This is a genomic window from Saccharothrix sp. NBAS 001 (genome assembly GCF_056640475.1).
In genome coordinates, this window is sequence record NZ_CM153251.1 from 2,645,876 (window position 1) to 2,663,330 (window position 17,455).

The window sequence follows — 17,455 nt, forward strand, 5'->3', positions numbered from 1 at the left end:
CGACGGCGGTTCGGCGTGGGGTCAGGGTCGGCTCACGTAGGCGCGCAGGTGGCGGGCGGTGAGGGTATCCGCGTCCGCGACGAGGTCGGCGGGGGAGCCGGTGAACACGATCCGCCCGCCGTCGTGGCCGGCTCCGGGCCCGAGGTCGACGATCCAGTCGGCGTGGGCCATGACGGCCTGGTGGTGCTCGATGACGATGACGGTGTTGCCGTCGTCCACGAGCCGGTCGAGCAGGGCGAGCAGCTTGTCCACGTCGGCGAGGTGCAGGCCGGTGGTGGGTTCGTCGAGGATGTAGGTGGACGCCTTCTCGCCCATGTGGATGGCGAGCTTGAGGCGCTGGCGCTCGCCGCCGGACAGGGTGGTGAGGGGCTGGCCGAGGGACAGGTAGCCCAGGCCCACGTCGACGAGCCGGTCGAGGACGGCCTTGGCCTGCTTCTCGGTGAAGAAGTCGCGGGCTTCGGCGACGGGCATGAAGAGGACTTCGCTGATGTCCTTGCCGCGCAGCCGGTGCCCGAGGACTTCGGCGGTGAACCGCTTGCCGCCGCACTCCTCGCAGGTGGTGGCGACGCCGGCCATCATGGCGAGGTCGGTGTAGATGACGCCGAGGCCCTTGCACTTGGGGCAGGCGCCTTCGGAGTTGGCGCTGAACAGGGCGGGCTTGACGCCGTTGGCCTTGGCGAACGCGGTGCGGACGTGGTCGAGCAGGCCGGTGTAGGTGGCGGGGTTGCTGCGCCGGGAGCCGCGGATGGGGGACTGGTCGACGGTGACGACGTCGTCGCGGGTGGCCAGGGAGCCGTGGACGAGGGAGCTCTTGCCGGAGCCGGCGACCCCGGTGACGACGGTGAGCACGCCGAGCGGGATGTCGACCGAGACGTCCTGGAGGTTGTGCAGGGTGGCTCCGGTGATGGCTAGCTGCCCGGTGGGGGTGCGGGTTTCGGCGCGCAGCCGGGCGCGGTGGTCGAGGTGGCGGCCGGTGAGGGTGTCGGAGGCGCGCAGGGCGGCGACGTCGCCGGTGAAGCAGAGGTCGCCGCCGTGCCGGCCCGCGCCGGGGCCGAGGTCCACGACGTGGTCGGCGATCTCGATGGTCTCGGGCTTGTGCTCGACCACCAGGACGGTGTTGCCCTTGTCGCGCAGGCGCAGGAGCAGGTCGTTCATCCGCTGGATGTCGTGGGGGTGCAGGCCGACGGTGGGTTCGTCGAAGACGTAGGTGACGTCGGTGAGGGCGCTGCCGAGGTGGCGGACCATCTTGACGCGCTGGGCCTCGCCGCCGGAGAGGGTGGCGGACTGGCGGTCGAGGCTGAGGTAGCCCAGGCCGATCTCGACCAGGGAGTCGAGGGTGTCGCGCAGGCCGGCGGTCATCGGGGCGACGGACTCGTCCTCGATCTTGGCGACCCACTGGGCGAGGTCGCTGATCTGCATGGCGGAGCAGTCGGCGATGTTGACCTCGCCGATGCGGGAGGACAGGGCGGCCTGGTTGAGGCGCGCGCCCCGGCAGGAGGGGCAGGGGGCGAAGGTGACCGCGCGGTCGACGAAGGCGCGGATGTGGGCTTGCAGGGATTCGCGGTCCTTGCCGAGGTAGAGGCGCTGGACCTTGACCACGAGTCCTTCGTAGCCGAGGTTGTTCTTGCCGACCTTGATCTTGGTGTTCTCCTTGTACAGGAAGTCGGCCCACTGCTGCTCGGTGTAGTCCTGGAGCTTGGCGTCGGGGTCGACGAAGCCGGAGTTGGCGTAGACCTGCACGTACCAGGCGTCCGGGGTGAAGCCGGGGACCTTGATGGCGCCTTCGTTGAGGGACTTGGTGCGGTCGACGAGTTCGTCGACGTCGACGGTGGAGACCCGGCCGAGCCCTTCGCACTCGGGGCACATGCCCTCGGGGAGGTTGAAGCTGAACGCGCCGGAGGTGCCGACGTGCGGGGTGCCCAGGCGGCTGAACAGGATGCGCAGCATGGTGTGGGCGTCGGTGGCGGTGCCGACGGTGCTGCGCGAGTTGGCTCCCATGCGCTCCTGGTCCACGACGATGGCGGCGCTGAGGTTGCGCAGGGCGTCGACGTCGGGGCGGCCGAGGCTGGGCATGAAGGACTGGACGAACGCGGTGTAGGTCTCGTTGATCAGCCGCTGGGACTCGGCGGCGATGGTGCCGAACACGAGGGACGACTTGCCGGAGCCGGAAACGCCGGTGAAGACGGTGAGGCGGCGTTTGGGGATGTCGACGCTGACGTCTTTGAGGTTGTTCTCGCGGGCGCCTCGGACTTCGATCACGTCGTGGCTGTCGGCGGCGGTGGCCATGCCTGCTTCCCCCTGGTTTGTTTATGCCGTAAAGTCCGAGACAGGTTAGTTTATGGCGTAAGGAGTGGCAAGTGGTGGTGTTCGCCGGGCAAGGTGACGCACGCCGGTCGATGGCGCTGCTGTGGCGGTCGGCGGCGGCGGCCGGCGCGGCCAGGCCGGGGCCGAGACCCGGGCTCACCGTGGACGCCATCGTGGACGCCGCGATCGCCGTCGCCGACGCGCACGGCATGGCCGCGCTGTCGATGCGGGCGGTGGGGGAGCGGCTGGGCCGCACCGCCATGGCGCTCTACACCTACGTGCCGAACAAGGCCGAGCTGGTCGACCTGATGTACGACAAGGTCCTGGGCCGGCTGCCCGACCGGTACCCGCTGGAGGAGGGGTGGCGGCCCGCGCTGGCGGCGTGGGCGGTCGACGTGCGGGCGTTCTACCTCGCGCACCCGTGGGTGCTGCAGGTGTCGCAGGCCCGGCCGGTGCTCGGGCCCAACGAGTTCGCGATGCTGGAGACGCTGCTGCGGGTCCTGCGCGGCACCGGGCTGGAGCCCTCGGTGCTGCGCGGCGTGGTGGGCGCGGTGATGCAGTTCGTGCGCGGCGCGGCGGCGGTGATCGCCGACGCCCGGCAGGCCGCGCGGGAGACCGGGGTGTCCGACGAGGAGTGGTGGTTCGCCCGGTCCCCGCTGCTCGACGAGTTCGCCGAGGGGCTGGGTGAGCGGTTCCCGCTGGCGGTGTGGATCGGCGAGACGCACCCGCCCGCCGCCGACGAGTGCACGCCCTACCTGGAGCGGGACGCCGAGTGGAACTTCACGGTGGGCCTGCGGGTGCTCTCGGACGGGATCGAGGCGACCATCGCCCGGACCGTGGGATAGGGTTCGCGGGCCCTGTCGGTGCCGAGTGCGAGGAGGTGGGACCCATTTTCGTCGTGGTGGTCGGGTCGTCCCCCTCGGTGCCGGAGTCGCGCTGAACGTCGGGGACGTCCGCGGAAGGTGCGGAGGGCGTTCTCTTGTCGGTTGACGATTTCCCGTTCGTGGTGGCGCGGCTGAGGGCCGCGGGGTGCGTGTTCGCCGAGGACGAGGCCAGGCTGCTGCTGGAGTCGGCGGGCACGTCGGCGGCGTTGGCGGAGCTGGTGGCGCGCCGGGTCGAGGGCCTGCCGCTGGAGCAGGTGCTGGGGTGGGCGCAGTTCCGGGGGCTGCGGGTCGCGGTCGAGCCGGGCGTGTTCGTGCCGCGCCGGCGGACCGGGTTCCTGGTGGAGTGCGCGCTGGCCGAGGTGCGGTCGGGCGCGGTGGTGCTGGACCTGTGCTGCGGGTCGGGCGCGGTGGGCGCGGCGCTGGTCGCCGAGTCCGCGGTGCAGCTGTACGCGGCGGACGTGGACCCGGCGGCGGTGCGGTGCGCGCGGCGCAACGTGGACCCGGACCGGGTGTTCGAGGGCGACCTGTTCGACGCGCTGCCGCAGCGGCTGCGCGGTGGGCTGGACGTGGTGGTGGCCAACGCGCCGTACGTGCCGACCTCGGTGATCGGCACGATGCCGCCGGAGGCGCGCGACCACGAACCGCTGGTCGCGCTGGACGGCGGCCACGACGGGTTGGCCGTGCAGCGGCGGGTGATCGCGGACGCGCCGGCGTGGCTCGCGCCCGGCGGAGCGCTGCTGGTCGAGACCGGCGAACGGCTCGCGCCCGGCACGCTCGCGGCGTTCCGGGCGGCCGGGTTCGACGCCGGGGTGCGGCGGTCGGCCGAGGTGGACGCGACCGTCGTGGTCGGCCGGCTTACGCGCCGACCACCCCGTCGCTGAGTTCGCGCACGACGTCGAGCTGGCCGACGTGCCGGGCGTACTCCTGGACCAGGTGGAACAGGATCCACGCCAGGGTGGGCCGGGGGATCGCGGGCTGGGACCAGTCGCGCGCCAGGTCGGTCAGCTCGGCGGCGGCGGCGATCGCCCGGGATCGCTCGCACTGCTCCAGGTAGAACGCCCGGATGCGCTCGGCGGTGTCCCCGGGCTCCAACGTCCACTCCGCGTCGCGCACGGCCGGGTTGCCGCGCGGCTGCTCGACGTCCTCGCCCGCGAAGCACCAGCGCATCCAGCGCAGTTCGACGTGAGCGAGGTGCTTGACCAGCGCCAGCGGGGTCCAGCCGGAGGGCACCCGGCTGGTCCGCAGGTCCTGCTCGGACATGCCGTCGAGCTTGCGCAGCAGGGTGTCGCGGTAGAAGTCGAGGTAGTCGACCACCAGCCGGGCGGGGTCTGCGAGGTCGGTGGCGGGCTCGGTCGGCACCCGGATCTCGGCGTGCGCCCGGTCGCCGGTCACGGCCAGCTTGGCGCCGGCCCGGCGCAGCACGGTCAGCGCGGCGGCGTTCGCGCTGGTCGTCTCGGCGTGGACGGTGGTCAGCCCCAGGCCGGCGGCCTTCTGCACGACCTTGCACAGCGCGGTGAGGCCGACGCCGCGCCCGCGCGCCGAGCGGGCCACCCACAGACCGGTCTCGCCGGCGGCGGTGAGCCGGATCATGCCCACCGCGCGGTCGCCGTCGGTGATCTCGTAGGCGTGCCGGAGGAACCCCCGGTAGAAGGCGCGGAACTCGTCGGCGAGTTCCGGCCGCCAGCCGGGCGGCATCACGTCCTCGGGGTCGGCGTCGGTCGCGGCGAGCGCGAGCAGGCGTTCCAGGCCGTCGTCGTCCAACGGGCGCAGGCCGATCACCGGATCAGCTCCTTCTCCAGGGGTGCGGGGAACCGCGAGAGCACGCGGATCCCGTCGAGCCACCCGGCCAGCCGGGCGGCTTCGCGGTCGATCGCGGCGGTGGCCTCGCGGCCCACGTCGACCAGGGGTTTCCAGACGACCTCGCCGGTCTTGCGCTGCGCCCACCCGCCGACCACGACGCCGTCGACCCACGCGGTGGGGCCGACGTTGCCGGAGTAGTCGAACAGGGCGGGCCGCAGGTCCTGGGCGAGGTACCAGTCGCGGGCCTGCCAGCCCATCGCGGTCGGGTCCAGCGCGGGCAGCAGCGCCACCCACGGGGTGGGCTCGGTCGCGTCGACGTCGCCGGGCAGCACGTACCCGGTGCCGCCGGCCAGCGCGACCTGCTGCGCGCCGACCTCGGCGAGCGCCTTGCGGACCGCGCCGAGCGTCCACCCGGTCCACCACTTGAGGTCGGCCTCGGTGCCGGGGCCGTAGGCGGCCAGCCACCGCCGGACGAGTTCGGCCTGGGCCTGCGCCACGTCCCGCGCGGGCCACGGCGTGCCGGGCTCCCACCGGAACTGGCTGCTGATCCACGTGCCGCGCGGCCGGCCCCGGCGCAGCAGGCCGTCGGCGGCCAGCACCCGCAGGACCCGGCTGGAGACGTTCTGCCGCACCTCGTAGGGCTTGCCGGGGGAGATCACCACCTGCTCCAGCAGCGCGGGCACGTCCTGGCCGAGTTCGACGGCGGTGGCCTCGCCGCGCGCGGCCAGCGCGGCCAGGGTGGCCCGCTCGACCTCGGCCAGCCGGGCCGCGTCCCAGCCCACCTCCGCGACGTACTTGAGCAGCCCGACCCGTTCCTTGGCGGCGATCTGCCGCGCGGCGGCGGCGTCGACCACCGGGGCGGACTCGGCGGTGACGACGAACATGGTGCGCCGCATGCACAGCAGCCGGACCAGCGTGCGGTCCCGGTAGAGCGCGTCCTCCACCGCATGGACGGTCGGCTCGGCCAGCCGGGCGCGCGCGGACAGGAACACCGAGGCCGGGTCGGAGGCGTGCAGGCCCACCACCGCGTCGGCGACCTGCTCGACGCCGGCGGCGGGCGCGGCGAGAAGATGACGCGCGCCCAGCCGGGCGCGCCGCTGGTCGTCGGAGATCGCGGCGAGGCTCACCCGCACATCCTCGCCCGCCTACCCTGATCGCGGAAACCGGATTCGGCAGGACAGGAACACGATGTCGGCGACGAGGCTGCTGGTCCTCGGGGTGGTGCGGGGCTACGGCCGCGCGCACGGCTACCTGATCGGCAACGACCTGATGTCCTGGCGGGCGGGGGAGTGGGCCAACGTCAAGTGGGGTTCGCTCTACCACGCGCTCAAGGCGCTGACCAGGGACGGCTTCCTGATCGACGAGACGGTGCCGCCGGCCCGCACCGACTACACCATCACCGCGAAGGGCGAGCGGGAGTTCCAGCGGCTGCTGCGCGACGCGCTGCGCCGCCCGGAGACCCGCCCGGACACGCTCGCGGCGGGCCTGGCGCTGCTCCCGTCGTTGACCCGCGAGGAGGCGGTGGCGCTGCTGCGCGAGCGGCTCGACGCCCTGCAGGCCCGCGGCGACGACGCCCGCCGGCAGGCGGCCGGGTGGGCCGAGCCGCCGCACGTGCGGGAGCTGATCGGGCTGTGGGAGCACACCGCGGACAGCGGCGCGGTGTGGACGCGGGGGCTGCTGGAGCGGCTGGAGGCGGGCGCGTACCCGATGGCGGGCGAGCCGAACTCGCCCGGAGCGCCCGGCAGCTGGGCTATGCTCAAACTTGAGTAGCCGAGGGGGAGCACTGATCACAGGTCTCGAACGGTGCGCGGTCGTCTTCGAACCCGCGGACCCGCCACGCAGGTCGACCGTCGCCTTCTACGGCGCCGAGCTGCCCGAACCCGAACCCGGACAGCAGCTGGGCGACCTCGCCGTCGCCCTCCCGGACGGCACCCGCCGGCAGGTCGCGGCCCTGCGGCTGCCCATCGCCGACGCCGTGCCGCTGCTGTCCCGGGCCCGCCGCGACGCGAACGCCCACCCCGCCGCCGCGTTCTGGGGCGCGGCCGTCGTGGTCGCGCTGCACCTGGTCGCCCGGGGCCGGGTGCGGCCCGCCGTCACCGAGGGCGACTTCGACGCCTGGCGGCTCGGCCCGTTCGACCCCGCCGACACCCGCCGCGTGCACGACCTGGCCGCCGCGATGCCCGCGCACGCCCGCGCCGTGCCGCTGCCCGGCCGCGACCCGCTGGAACTCGCCGAGGCCGAACCGCTGCTGCGCGCCTTCCTCGACGCCGTGGCCGACATGATGCCGCGCGGCGCGGCCGCCGTGCACGTCGCCGGCGGCCCGGTGTTCACCGCCCTCGCCCCGCAGCAGGTGCCGCACCTGCGCGAGTGGGCCGACCAGGGTGTGCGCGTCTCGCTGCGGCTGGAGGGCCTGGAGTCCTTTCGCGCCGTCGTGCAGGTGCACAGCCTCGCCGACCCGACCAGCGTGCTCGACGCCGCCCGGCTGTGGGCCGGGCCCGACCGGCGCGCGCAGTCCGACGCCATGGTCGCGATCCGCCGCGCCGCCCGCGCGTGGCCGCCGCTGGAACGCCTGCTCGACCTGCCCGTGCCCGACGAGGTGGCGCTGCTGGACTCCGACGTCGAGCACCTGCTGCGCGACGGCGTGGTGCGGCTGGCCGCCGTCGGCGTGGACGTGCACTGGCCCAAGGACCTGGTGCGCGACCTGTCGGCCCGGGTCGTGCTCGGCGGCGACAACGGCGATCGCCCCACGTTCTTCGGCGCAGGTCAGCTGACCAGCGTCAACTGGCAGCTCGCGCTCGGCGACGACCCGCTGACCGCCGAGGAGCTGGACCGGCTCGCCGAGGCGCACCGGCCGGTCGTGCGGCTGCGCGACCGGTGGACCCTGGTCGACCCCGAGCTGGCCCGCAAGGCCCGCGAACGCGACCTCAAGCCGGTGGCCGCGATCGACGCGCTGGGCGCGGCGCTGACCGGCGTCACCGAGGTCGACGGCGAGCAGGTCCCGGTCGCCGCCACCGGGTGGCTCGACGAGCTGCGCGCGAAGCTGTCCCTGCTCGACACCGAGCCGGTCGAGCCGCCCGCCGCCCTCCGGGCCACCCTGCGCGACTACCAGCTGCGCGGCCTGCGCTGGCTGGACCGGATGACCTCGCTCGGCCTGGGCGGCTGCCTGGCCGACGACATGGGCCTGGGCAAGACCATCACGCTCATCGCGCTGCACCTGCTGCGCGCCCGGGACGCCACGTCGGGCCCCACCCTCGTGGTGTGCCCGGCGTCGCTGCTGGGCAACTGGCAGCGCGAGATCGAGCGGTTCGCCCCCGGCACGCCCGTGCGCCGCTACCACGGCGCGGGCCGCGAAGTCGCCCACGAGGGGTTCGTGCTCACCACCTACGGCACCATGCGGCTGGACGCCGAACGGCTCGCCGACGTCGAGTGGGACCTGGTCGTCGCCGACGAGGCCCAGCACGTCAAGAACCCGTCCTCGGACACCGCGAAGGCGTTGCGCCGCATCCCGGCACGCGCCCGCGTCGCGCTCACCGGCACCCCGGTGGAGAACACCCTCACCGAGCTGTGGGCGGTGCTCGACTGGACCACGCCCGGCCTGCTCGGCACGCTGCCGGCGTTCAAGGCGCGGTGGGCCAAGCCGATCGAGGCCGACCACGACCAGCGGGCCGCTGCCCGGTTCGCCGCGCTGATCAGGCCGTTCCTGCTGCGCCGGCGCAAGTCCGACCCCGGTATCGCGCCCGAGCTGCCGCCCAAGACCGAGACCGACCAGCCGGTCGCGCTCACCCGTGAGCAGGCCGCCCTGTACGAGGCGGTGGTCCGCGAGCTGATGGCCGAGGTCGCCGAGGCCGACGGGATGGCCCGGCGCGGCAAGATCGTCAAGCTGCTCACCGGCCTCAAGCAGGTCTGCAACCACCCCGCCCAGTACCTCAAGGAGGGCGAGCCCAAGCTCGCCGGCCGCTCCGGCAAGCTCGAACTGCTCGACGAGCTGGTGGACACGATCCTCGCCGAGGGCGGCGCGGTGCTGGTGTTCACCCAGTACGTCGCGATGGCCCGGCTGATCGGCAAGCACCTCGCCGCGCGCGGCGTGAGCAGCCAACTGCTGCACGGCGGCACGCCGGTGCCCGCCCGCGAGGAGATGGTGCGCCGGTTCCAGGCGGGGGAGGACCCGGTCTTCCTGCTCTCGCTCAAGGCCGCCGGCACCGGCCTCAACCTGACCCGCGCCGACCACGTCGTGCACTACGACCGGTGGTGGAACCCCGCTGTGGAGGACCAGGCCACCGACCGCGCCTACCGGATCGGCCAGACCCGGCCGGTGCAGGTGCACCGGCTCATCGCCGAGGGCACCATCGAGGACCGGATCGCCGCGATGCTGCGCGCCAAGCGCGGCCTCGCCGACGCCGTGCTGTCGCGGGGCGAGGCCGCGTTCACCGAGCTGACCGACGACGAGCTGGCCAACCTGGTCGAACTGAGGGGTGGCGCGTGAACGAGCGCGTGAAGGGGTTCCCGGCCTTCGCCAAGGGCGTGCGGCACGCCCGCTCCTGGTGGGGCCGCGCCTGGTTGCAGGCCGTCGAGGACACCTCGCTGGACCAGGCCCCGCTGCGGCAGGGCCGCAAGTACGCCAACGCCGGGCTGGTCGGCACCATCACGGTCAGCCCCGGCCTGCTCTCGGCCACCGTCTACGACACCGAGGACACCTACCGCACCACCGTGCGGCTGACCCCGTTCACCGACGCCGAGTGGCACCGGTTCCTCGGCCAGGTCGCGGCCAAGGCAGGCCACCTGGCCGCGCTGCTCGACCGGGAGATGTCGCGCGAACTCGTCGAGGCCGCCGCCGACGCGGGCGTGCAGTTGCTGCCCGGCATCGGCGACCTCGACCCCGAGTGCACCTGCCCCGGCTGGGAGCTGCCCTGCCGGCACGCCGCCGCGCTGTGCCACCAGGTCGCCTGGCTGCTCGACGCCGACCCATGGGTGCTGCTCCTGCTGCGCGGCCGCGACCAGGACGAGGTGGTCGCCGGGGCCCGGCCCGCCGCCGGCGTCCGCGCGGTCGACGCCTACGCCGCCACGCCCGCCGACCTGCCCGAAGACCCGCCGCTGGGCGAACTCGGCCCGCTGCCCGAGTTCGAGCCCGCGCCCGGCCTCGACGTCGAGGTGCTGTCCCTGCTGGTCGCCGACGCCGCCGCCAAGGCGCGCGAACTGCTGGTCACCGGCCTGCTCGCGGTGCTCGACGAACGCCGCGACCGGATCCGGATGGCCGCCGGGCACCCCGGGCTCGCGGCCCGGCTCACCGTCGGGCCGCGCGAGCTGGACGCGTGGCGGCAGGGCGGACCGACCGGGCTGGACGTGCTGGAGGAGGCGTGGACGCCGGCGAAGGCCGACGCGGCCCGCGCGCGCACCGCGTGGCGGGAGGGGGAGCTGCCCGAGGCGAAGGTCTGGCGCAACCGGTGGACGGTGCGCGACCGGCAACTGCGCTACGGGCGGGACGGCCGCTGGTACCCGTACCGGGCGCGGGCGGGCGAGTGGGAGCCCGCCGGCTCCGCCGGACGCGACCCCGCGGCCGCGTTCGCCGAACTCGGCTGACCACCACCACACCTGTGGTACCACCGGTGTGGTGGGTGCCGACGCGGGAGGACTAGGTGATCACGTCGGGCAGGGCGGCGGCCGTCCGCTTGCGGCGCAGCCAGACCTTCCGGGAACCGTCGCCGAACAGCAGCGTCCGGGACAACTCCCACCCCGAGAACTCCGCGTGGATCGCCAGCTGCGTCGTCGCCGTGCGACGGGAGACACCGGCCGGCAGCCGCAGCGGCCGGTACTCCCAATCCCCGTCGACCACCCCATCGGTCATGTCCCGATCACCTGCATCCCTTGGCCGTCCCCGGACGCGACGAACACGCGCCCGCTGCCTGGATCAACCGCCACCGAGTCCGGCTGGCGGACCGTGGCGTACCGGTGCTTCTCCACCGGCTCCCCGCCCGCGACGTCGAACCCCACGACCTGGTTCAACCCGGTGAGCGTGATCCACACCAGGTCGCGCCGCGAGTCGTAGGCGATGCCGTACGGCGCGCCCGGCACCGGGTAGCGCTGGCGCATGATCAGCGGGTTCACCGAGAACGCCAGCAGCTCGCCGCCGCGGGTGTCCACCACCAGCACCCGCCCGTACCGGTCGGCCACCATCGCGGTCGCGCCGTCGCCCGCGCGCAGCCCCGCGCCCAGTCGCGGACCGCTGCGGTCCGGGTCCGGGTCGGCGGACAGGCGCAGGTCGAACACCGCGCTGCGCGGCCGGTCCAGCACGACCGCCTCGCCGCCCACGCCGACCACCTGGTCCGGGCTGGACACCCCGGTCACCACCCGGTCGTCCACGCCGACGAGCTTGGCGTCCCGGCGGGCCACCACCGTGCGGCCGTCCACCACGGCCACGTCCACCGGGCCGCCGTCGACCTTGCGCTCGGTGGTCGTGCCGTCCGCGCGGACGGTCACCACGACCCCGCTGCCGGGCACCGGGGCCTCCACGTCACCGCCCAGCGCGGTCAGCCGCTCGGCCGGGCCGGGCAGCGGCACCACCTTCGGGTCGGCCGGCGCGGCCAGCGGGTAGAGCAGCACCGAGGGCGGCTCGGCCACGGCCACCGCCACCTGGTCGCCGGCCACCACGACGGCCGTCGCGCGGCCCAGCGGCAGCACCCGCCCCTCGGGTGTGCCGGACTGCGCGGGGGACACCGCGGGCCGGGCCGGCTCCAGCGAGTTGGCTATCTGGAGCGGGTCGCCGGAGTTCCCCTCGGTGGAGCAGCCGGAGAGCAGCGCGGTTCCGGTGAGCACTACCGCGGCCAGTCGGCGCAACGTCGAACCTCCAGCTAACCCGAACGCGAATCGTCCTCCCAGCATCCATCACGAATCCACCATCGTCACGCAGGGGGGAGGGTGTTGTCGTTGGTCTAGGAGGGTGGTAGTCGGCCGCCACCCGTACCCTGACCGGCCTTTTGACGACTATCCCAGGTGAACGGGAGGCGTCGCGGATGACGGTCGAGGAGTTGCGGACCAGGCACGTGGAACTGCTGCGGGACCGGCGGGTGGTGGACCACCTCGATCCCGGGAACCGCACGGCGCACCCCGCCGTGCACCGGTACCACACCTGGACCCAGGTGGCGGGCGAACCGGTCCGGACCAGGCTGGAACGCCTGGCCGACGTGCGCGAGCGGCCCGCCGCGTACCGGCGGCACCACCTGCACGCGCTGCAACGCACGCTCGACGCGTTGCAGCCGGAGGTGCTGCACCTGGCCCGCGCGGCGGGCTGGACGGTCACCACGCCCGTGCTGGCCGGCGTGTTCCCCACCGGCACCCTGGACGGCGTGTGCGTGCCGGTGCCCGGACGGGGCGTCCTGGTGCTGGTCAACAGCGGGCTGCCGGACCTCGTCGCCGCTGTGTTGAAGATCATGACCTGCGCGCTGCCCAACTACGGCACACCGCCCCTGTTGGCCCCCGAACAGGCGTCCTACGCGCTCGCCGAGGCCATCAACGCCTACCTGTACGGCAACGGCGCGGTGGAGGCGCAGCCGCTGCCCGAGCTGTCCGGTCAGCGGCTGGCCCTGGTCGGGCTGATGCTGCGCCGGGCCACCCAGTTCGTGATCGCCCACGAGATCGGGCACGTGCTCGCCGGGCACCTGGTCAACGCCCGCCGCTGGACCGACCCGAACACCCCGGTCGGCGCGCTGGACGCGCTGTCGGTCGGCTGGCCGCGCGAGCACGAGGCCGACCGGATCGCCGCGATGATCATGCTGCGCACCCTGGACGACCTCGCCCCGCGCGAACTCGACGTGCACGAGCCGTGCCTGGTCGGCGCGGTCCTGCTGGTGCCGTTCCTGCACGAGGTGGTCGAGCGGCTGGCCGACGAGCGCGGCCTGGCGGTGCCGTTCGCGGGCAGCCACCCGCCCCCGGTGCGCCGCATCCAGTCGCTCGTGGGACACCTCGCCGACCGGGTCCGCACGCCGCGCGCCCTCGACCTCGCCGCCGACGTCGCGACCTGGCTGGAAGACCAGATCGGCGGCGTCCGCGAGTGGTTCCGGCTCGCCGACGAGGTCCGGATCTAGGTGTCCTCGGTCGACAAGTTGGTGGCGGTGCGTCGGCTTGGTCATGGGGTGAGGCATCCGGGTGCGGTGGTGATTGCGACGCCGGGAACCACCCGGTCTCCCGCGACCTCGCCGCCGCGATCGGCACCCGCCACAAGACCACCAGACCGCATCGTCCCCGCCGCACGGGCACCCCGGCTCGACCACTACAACCTCGACCACTACGACACCGAACGCGGTCACACCGCACTCGAAGGGCAGCCACCCATCAGCCGCGTCCAGTCACCAACCTGATGACCAAGCACACCCAGGGCCGGGCCAGCCGGGTGCTCCCGGTGCCGGGCGGTCAGCCCATCGGCCGTTCCGGGTAGCCGAACTCCACCGCGCTCACGTCGTCGAGCGCCGCCCGGATCGCGGGCGGCAGCGTCAGGTCCTCGGCGGCCAGCGAGCCCAGCAGCTGGTTGGTGTCCCGCGCGCCCACCACCGGGGCCACCACCCCCGGCCGGTCGCGCACCCACGCCAGCGCCACGCACAGCGGCGAGGTGCCCAGGCCGTCCGCCGCCGTCGCCACCGCCTGCACGATCCGCGCCGCGCGTTCCGTGCGGTGCTGCTCGACGTACCCGGCGAAGTGCGCCGACGCGCCCCGCGAGTCCGAGGGGGTGCCGTTGCGGTACTTGCCGGTCAGCACGCCCCGGCCCAGCGGGGCCCACGGCAGCAGGCCGATGCCGTGGTGCTCGGCGGCCGGGGCGACCTCGCGCTCCACACCGCGCTCCAGCAGCGAGTACTCCACCTGCGTGGACACGATCCGGGTGTGGCCGGGCAGCGCGGCGGCCGTGCCGAGCTGCCAGCCCGAGTAGTTCGAGACGCCCGCGTAGCGCACCTTGCCCGACGCGACGGCGGCGTCCAGCGCGGACAGCGTCTCCTCCAGCGGCACCGCCTGGTCCCAGGCGTGCAGCTGCCACAGGTCGACGTGGTCGACGGCCAGCCGGCGCAGCGAACCGTCCAGCGCGCCCAGCAGCGCACCGCGCGACGCGCCGCCGCCGAACGGGCCGTCGTTGCGCCGGGCCACCGCCTTGGTGGCGATCACCAGCTCCTCGCGCGGCACCACCTCGCCCAGCAGGCCGCCCAGGATGCGCTCGCTCTCGCCCTCCACGTAGACGTCGGCGGTGTCCACCAGCGTGCCGCCCGCCTCGGTGAACGCCAGCAGCTGGGTGGCGGCCTCGTCCGCGTCGGTGTCGCGGCCCCAGGTCATCGTGCCCAGGGCCGTGCGGGACACCCGCAGTCCACTGCGGCCGAGGTATCGCTGTTCCACACGACGGAGCCTAAAGGGTGATCCTCTCGCGGGTGGCGCGCGGTGCCTTCCCGCCCGCGCGTGTTCACCCGCACGGGTAGGCGCGGGAAAACGGCCGGCGGCATTCCCGGAAATCGCCGGTCCGGGTGCTCGGCGCGCGTTTTCGGGAATTGGTCCGGCGGGCGGTTGCGCGCGCCCCCTGGCGAACTCGGTTACCCGCCGGTAGGGTCCGGTCCCGTGCGACTGGGACTGAACCTCGGGTACTGGGGCGCGGGCAACGACGCCGCGAACCTCGAACTGGCCAAGGAAGCCGACCGACTGGGCTACTCGGTGGTGTGGGCCGCCGAGGCGTACGGCTCCGACGTGCCGACCGTGCTGGCGTGGGTGGCCGCGCAGACCGGGCGCATCGACGTCGGCAGCGCGATCCTCCAGATCCCGGCGCGGACGCCGGCCACGGCCGCGATGACCGCCGCCACCCTGGACACGCTCTCCGGCGGCCGGTTCCGGATGGGCCTGGGCGTGTCCGGGCCGCAGGTCTCCGAGGGCTGGCACGGGGTGCGCTTCGACAAGCCGCTGGCCCGCACCCGCGAGTACGTGGACATCGTGCGCCTCGCGCTGCGCCGGGAACGCCTGCGCTACGAGGGGGAGCACTACACGCTGCCGCTGCCCGACGGCCCCGGCAAGGCGCTCACCCTCACCGTGCACCCGGTGCGCGAGCACATCCCGATCTACCTCGCCTCGATCGGCCCGAAGAACGTCGAGCTGACCGGCGAGATCGCGGACGGCTGGCTGGGCATCTTCTTCTCGCCGGAGCACTCCGCGGCGTCTTTGGCGGCATTGCGGAAAGGCCGGGCGAAAGCGGGCAAAACGCTCGACGGATTCGACGTCGTGCCGACCGTCCCGCTGTTCGTCGGCGACGACTGGCGGGCCTGCGCGGACCGGGTGCGCCCGTACGCGGCGCTCTACGTGGGCGGCATGGGCAGCCGGGAGAAGAACTTCTACAACGACCTGGCCGTCCGGATGGGCTTCGCCGCCGAGGCCGCCGAGGTCCAGGACAAGTACCTGGCCAGGGACTACGACGGCGCGATGGCCGCGCTGCCGGTCGAGTTCCTGGACGCGACCTCGCTGCTGGGGCCCCGCGAGCGGATCGCCGAGCGGATGCGGGCCTACGCGGAAGCGGGGGTCACCACACTCACCATTTCGCCCATGCTGCAAGATCTTGAGCAGGGGATCGCGGCACTGCGTACCGCGTCCGAGGCTTTGGATCTGGCAGGAGTGGGTAGTTGAGCTGGTTGCAGGCTCTGGTCCTCGGACTGGTCCAAGGGCTGACGGAATTCCTGCCCATTTCGTCGTCGGCGCACGTGAGGATCGTGTCGACGCTGTTCTTCGGCAACGACGCCGGCGCGTCGTTCACGGCGGTGATCCAGCTCGGCACCGAGTTGGCGGTGCTGATCTACTTCGCCAAGGACATCGGGAACTTCATCGCCGCGTGGTTCAAGGGCCTGTTCAGCAAGGCCGCGCGGCAGACCGAGGACTACCGGATGGCCTGGTACGTGATCATCGGGTCGATCCCGATCAGCGTGCTGGGCTACATCTTCAAGGACGAGATCCGCAGCTCGCTGCGCAACCTGTGGATCACCGCGACCGTGCTGGTCGTGTTCGGCCTGCTGCTGGGCCTGGCCGACCAGTTCGCCAAGCACATCCGCACCAAGCTGGAGCTCAAGGACGCGGTCGGCATGGGCCTGGCGCAGGCGCTGGCCCTGATCCCCGGCGTGTCCCGCTCCGGCGGCACGCTCACCGCCGGCCTGTTCCTCGGCCTGGACCGGGCCGCCGCCGCGCGCTACTCGTTCCTGCTGGCGCTGCCCGCCGTGTTCGGCGCGGGCATCTTCTCGATCCCGGACGTGCTGGACCGCTCGGAGCCCAACGCCGCGTCCGTGCCGCAGATGGTCGTGGCGACCGTCGTCGCGTTCGCGGTCGGCTACGCCACCATCGCCTGGCTGCTGCGCTACGTCTCCAAGCACAGCTACTCGGCGTTCGTCTGGTACCGGCTGCTGCTGGGCATCATGCTGATGGGCCTGCTGTCGATGGGACTCATCAACGCGACATAGGCTGGGGTCGTGGCTACCGTGATCTTGCTCCGACACGCCCGTTCCACCGCCAACGGATCGGGCGTGCTCGCCGGCCGCCAACCCGGCGTCCGGCTCGCCGAGCGGGGCGAGGAGCAGGCCGCGGACCTGGTCCGCCGGCTGGCCGGGGTGCCGGTCGACGCGGTGGTCACCTCGCCGCTGGAGCGCTGCGGGCAGACCCTCGGGCCGCTGCTCGCCGACCGGGGCCTGGAGGCCGCGGTCGAGCCGGAGCTGGCCGAGGTCGAGTACGGCGAGTGGACCGGGCGGGAGCTCAAGGAGCTGCTCAAGGAGCCGCTCTGGCAGGTCGTGCAGCAGCACCCGTCCGCCGCCGTGTTCCCCGGCGGAGAGGGCCTGGCGAACGTGCAGGCGCGCGCGGTGGCCGCGATCCGCGCCCACGACGCCCGGATCACCGCCGAGTTCGGGCCGCGCGCGGTGTGGGTGGCGTGCAGCCACGGCGACGTGATCAAGGCGGTCCTGGCCGACGCGCTGGGCGTGCACCTGGACGGCTTCCAGCGGATCGTGGTCGACCCCGCGTCGGTGTCGGTCGTCCAGTACACCGAGACCCGGCCGTTCGTGCTGCGGGTCAACGACAACGGCGGCGACCTGTCCGGGCTCGTGCCGCCTCCGGCCAAGCCCGACGAAGCCGCCACGCCGTCCTCGGACGCCGTCGTGGGCGGCACGACCGGCGCCTGACGGCGGCCGCGCGGGGCGCTCGGCCCGCGCGATCACACCCGGGTGAGGCTCACGTGTGGCCCCCGGACAGTGCAGGGTAGTCCGGGGGCCACCGGTCGGGCGGCGGAACGCCATCGGCCGGGGCGGTCGACCAAGTGAACTGATCGTATGGGCGTTAATGCGCCGGTAAATGCTCTCTTTAGACGCGAGTGAATCTCACGTTTAGCCCGGCGGTGCAGGTCAGACATCTGCGGAAACCTCGCAAATCTAGCAAAACCGCAGCTCAAACTATGTGGAAACACCACGGAAACAAATCCTGGC

At 73.5% G+C, this 17,455-nt stretch carries 15 protein-coding genes; 9 read left to right on the forward strand and 6 right to left on the reverse strand.

Features of this window, described 5'->3' with window-relative positions; translation table 11 throughout:
- Window positions 1-21 precede the first annotated feature (21 nt).
- Entirely contained in the window at window positions 22-2,286 is a 2,265-nt protein-coding gene (locus AC0HI0_RS11030) for an ATP-binding cassette domain-containing protein (protein ID WP_480932208.1), read from the reverse strand.
- 71 nt (window positions 2,287-2,357) lie between these two features.
- On the opposite strand from AC0HI0_RS11030, the gene AC0HI0_RS11035 reads away from it, so the two are divergent.
- Window positions 2,358-3,149, forward strand: a complete 792-nt coding sequence (locus AC0HI0_RS11035) for a TetR/AcrR family transcriptional regulator C-terminal domain-containing protein (RefSeq protein WP_480932209.1) — start codon at window positions 2,358-2,360, stop codon at window positions 3,147-3,149.
- Window positions 3,150-3,283: 134 nt separating this feature from the next.
- Complete coding sequence (locus AC0HI0_RS11040) at window positions 3,284-4,069, forward strand: putative protein N(5)-glutamine methyltransferase (RefSeq protein ID WP_480932210.1); 786 nt, start codon at window positions 3,284-3,286, stop codon at window positions 4,067-4,069.
- Here the strand turns inward: AC0HI0_RS11040 and AC0HI0_RS11045 are convergent.
- Window positions 4,044-4,967, reverse strand: a complete 924-nt coding sequence (locus AC0HI0_RS11045) for a GNAT family N-acetyltransferase (protein WP_480932211.1) — start codon at window positions 4,965-4,967, stop codon at window positions 4,044-4,046. The genes AC0HI0_RS11040 and AC0HI0_RS11045 overlap by 26 nt on opposite strands.
- On the reverse strand, window positions 4,964-6,115 hold the full coding sequence (locus tag AC0HI0_RS11050; RefSeq protein WP_480932212.1) for a winged helix DNA-binding domain-containing protein: 1,152 nt from the start codon (window positions 6,113-6,115) through the stop codon (window positions 4,964-4,966). The genes AC0HI0_RS11045 and AC0HI0_RS11050 overlap by 4 nt, the downstream gene beginning before the upstream one ends.
- A 61-nt stretch (window positions 6,116-6,176) precedes the next feature.
- Between AC0HI0_RS11050 and AC0HI0_RS11055 the strand changes: the two genes are divergently transcribed.
- The 3 genes from AC0HI0_RS11055 (at window position 6,177) to AC0HI0_RS11065 (ending at window position 10,565) form a co-directional block, all read left to right on the forward strand.
- Complete coding sequence (locus tag AC0HI0_RS11055) at window positions 6,177-6,758, forward strand: PadR family transcriptional regulator (RefSeq protein ID WP_480932213.1); 582 nt, start codon at window positions 6,177-6,179, stop codon at window positions 6,756-6,758.
- A gap of 205 nt (window positions 6,759-6,963) precedes the next feature.
- Window positions 6,964-9,471, forward strand: a complete 2,508-nt coding sequence (locus tag AC0HI0_RS11060; RefSeq protein WP_480934283.1) for a DEAD/DEAH box helicase — start codon at window positions 6,964-6,966, stop codon at window positions 9,469-9,471.
- On the forward strand, window positions 9,468-10,565 hold the full coding sequence (locus AC0HI0_RS11065; RefSeq protein WP_480932214.1) for an SWIM zinc finger family protein: 1,098 nt from the start codon (window positions 9,468-9,470) through the stop codon (window positions 10,563-10,565). Before AC0HI0_RS11060 ends, AC0HI0_RS11065 begins: the two co-directional genes overlap by 4 nt.
- A 52-nt stretch (window positions 10,566-10,617) precedes the next feature.
- Here the strand turns inward: AC0HI0_RS11065 and AC0HI0_RS11070 are convergent, their stop codons facing one another.
- Both AC0HI0_RS11070 and AC0HI0_RS11075 read right to left on the reverse strand, forming a co-directional pair.
- Window positions 10,618-10,830 (reverse strand): DUF5703 family protein, encoded by a 213-nt coding sequence (locus AC0HI0_RS11070; RefSeq protein ID WP_360732483.1) that lies wholly within the window; start codon window positions 10,828-10,830, stop codon window positions 10,618-10,620.
- The gene (locus AC0HI0_RS11075) at window positions 10,827-11,819 is read right to left on the reverse strand and encodes a YncE family protein (protein WP_480932215.1); all 993 of its coding nucleotides are present in this window, start codon (window positions 11,817-11,819) and stop codon (window positions 10,827-10,829) included. The genes AC0HI0_RS11070 and AC0HI0_RS11075 overlap by 4 nt, the downstream gene beginning before the upstream one ends.
- A 176-nt stretch (window positions 11,820-11,995) precedes the next feature.
- On the opposite strand from AC0HI0_RS11075, the gene AC0HI0_RS11080 reads away from it, so the two are divergent.
- Entirely contained in the window at window positions 11,996-13,066 is a 1,071-nt protein-coding gene (locus AC0HI0_RS11080) for a M48 family metalloprotease (RefSeq protein WP_480932216.1), read from the forward strand.
- A gap of 325 nt (window positions 13,067-13,391) precedes the next feature.
- Here the strand turns inward: AC0HI0_RS11080 and AC0HI0_RS11085 are convergent, their stop codons facing one another.
- Window positions 13,392-14,357 (reverse strand): aldo/keto reductase, encoded by a 966-nt coding sequence (locus tag AC0HI0_RS11085; protein ID WP_480932217.1) that lies wholly within the window; start codon window positions 14,355-14,357, stop codon window positions 13,392-13,394.
- 216 nt (window positions 14,358-14,573) lie between these two features.
- Between AC0HI0_RS11085 and AC0HI0_RS11090 the strand changes: the two genes are divergently transcribed.
- From AC0HI0_RS11090 to AC0HI0_RS11100, 3 genes are read left to right on the forward strand one after another with little or no spacing between them, the layout of a single operon-like run.
- Window positions 14,574-15,623, forward strand: coding sequence for an LLM class F420-dependent oxidoreductase (locus tag AC0HI0_RS11090; protein ID WP_480932218.1), 1,050 nt, complete (start codon window positions 14,574-14,576; stop codon window positions 15,621-15,623).
- Window positions 15,620-16,444 (forward strand): undecaprenyl-diphosphate phosphatase, encoded by an 825-nt coding sequence (locus tag AC0HI0_RS11095; protein ID WP_480932219.1) that lies wholly within the window; start codon window positions 15,620-15,622, stop codon window positions 16,442-16,444. The genes AC0HI0_RS11090 and AC0HI0_RS11095 overlap by 4 nt, the downstream gene beginning before the upstream one ends.
- A 9-nt stretch (window positions 16,445-16,453) precedes the next feature.
- A complete protein-coding gene (locus AC0HI0_RS11100) occupies window positions 16,454-17,155 on the forward strand; it encodes a histidine phosphatase family protein (protein ID WP_480932220.1) in 702 nt (233 codons plus the stop codon).
- Window positions 17,156-17,455 lie beyond the last annotated feature (300 nt).

Coding starts and splice junctions, on each gene's coding strand:
- AC0HI0_RS11030 (WP_480932208.1), bottom strand. CDS start 2,286: ATGGCCACCGCCGCCGACAGCCACGACGTGATCGAAGTCCGAGGCGCC.
- AC0HI0_RS11055 (WP_480932213.1), top strand. CDS start 6,177: ATGTCGGCGACGAGGCTGCTGGTCCTCGGGGTGGTGCGGGGCTACGGC.
- AC0HI0_RS11070 (WP_360732483.1), bottom strand. CDS start 10,830: ATGACCGATGGGGTGGTCGACGGGGATTGGGAGTACCGGCCGCTGCGG.
- AC0HI0_RS11080 (WP_480932216.1), top strand. CDS start 11,996: ATGACGGTCGAGGAGTTGCGGACCAGGCACGTGGAACTGCTGCGGGAC.